This window comes from Niastella sp. (assembly GCF_045805085.1).
Classification (GTDB): Bacteria; Bacteroidota; Bacteroidia; order Chitinophagales; family Chitinophagaceae; genus Niastella.
On the sequence record NZ_JBJMLX010000322.1, the window covers coordinates 1 to 1,682 of the forward strand.

1 protein-coding gene is annotated in these 1,682 nt (G+C 49.2%); it reads right to left on the reverse strand.

The annotated features are described in order from the left end of the window. Window positions 1-1,644, reverse strand: a 1,644-nt coding sequence (locus ACJ751_RS16865) for a S8 family serine peptidase (protein WP_407746691.1), incomplete at its 3' end; no start/stop codon positions are given. Between the last annotated feature and the right edge of the window lie 38 nt (window positions 1,645-1,682).

Here is a 1,682-nt window from a genome sequence, read left to right on the forward strand (position 1 = left end):
GCAGCTATCGTTAAGTGTAACGGCCGGGACGCCCAGGATGGTGAAATTATAATCACTTACATCGCTATATGCAGTACCGTTGCGGCTTACACGAATTAATGCAGTGCCGGTAGCTGCTGAGGCAGGAACCGTCCAGGTATAATTGCGGCTGGTAGCCGCTACATTGTTGTCGATGGTCGTCCAGGTACTGCCATTATCAAATGTATACTCGATAGTAAAGGTGTTGGTATTGGCGTCTGTTGCGTTCCAGCGAATAATTTCCGGCTCACTAGGCGCCAGCGTTTCATTGCCGAAAGGATATTCAACAGTTACAGCCGGCTGAATTACCTGGTAAACTACTACAATATCCTGCGGGCCCTGGGCAATACCGGTGCCATTAACAGTTATGGTAAAGTTGCCCGCAGGGGGATTGTTGATCACCACCTGTTCAAAGTTATTTCTGCTATCGATACCCTCTACAGCGATATTATTAACGTTAGCCGGCGATGGGTCAAGTACCAGGGGGTGATGCAGGATGGCGCCAGGCGCAGCAACGGTAAGATCGAGATCGTTTACAAGTGCTGTTGCGGCGCCGGTAAATGCGGCCGGGTCGTTCCAGTATAATAAGACCTTTATTTGTGCAGTACCTGGTGCAACAGCAGGGATGGTGAAGGTGGCTGAACTACCGTTGCCAATGGAGCCGGTAAAATAAGTATGGTTCTCAATAGCCTCAACCGAGTTGCGGGCGTTGATGTTGCCAAACCCATAGATATAATCAGGTCCCGGGTTGCCTTCGTCAACAGCGCCATTACAGGCCACTGCTTTAATTAGCGTGGAAGAAGGATTGCTGCCGCCATGCAATTGCCGGTATCTTTCAACCACTAGCCCAAGAATGCCCGTTGCCGTGGGGGCGGCCATACTGGTGCCCCAATCAACGCCGTATTTGTTGTTGGGCAGCGTAGAAGTAATGGCCCAGCCGCCTGCGGTTATTTCGGGCTTTATCCGGCCATCCGAAACCGGGCCGCAGCTCGAGAAATTGGCAATGGTATAGGAACTATTATCTATTGCGCCTACGGTTAAAACATTTTTTGCTGACTGATAGCCCGAACCCATAGTGGCAAATGGACCCGGGTAGGGCGCGCAGATAGTATCATCGGCATAATTGCCTGCGGCAAACACATGTAGTATGGCCGGGATGTTATTCAGTTGTTCATCAACGTAAATACTACCGGTATTGTAATCACCCGGCGAGGCGCAACTTACCTTACCTCCCGAATAAGAATTATTCGTAAGCACCATATTGTATTCGCTTACATAAGCAGGCGTGTTAGTGAGTATCAAATCATAGTTATCATTAATGACAGTAGCCTGTGGGGCCATACCTTTATACTTTGGATTGATGAGGCCGGCACCTGCAATAGAACCCGTTACGTGTGTACTGTGATTAACAGCACTTAAACCACCTTTCGTAATTTGTCGGCCCTTGAGATCGATATGCGTGGAGGCATCGCCGGCATCCCCTACTCCGATGGTAACATTCTTACCCTGCAGGTTACGCCCCAAAAAAGCGCCCAATGTGTTAACGGCATGCGCCGCCCGGTTCTTGTAATTCAGGGGTACCGGTTTAATAGATTCACTGCTTATGTATGCTACAAAGGGAAGCATTGCTATTTTTTGTACAACCTTCAAAGAGGCATCGATAA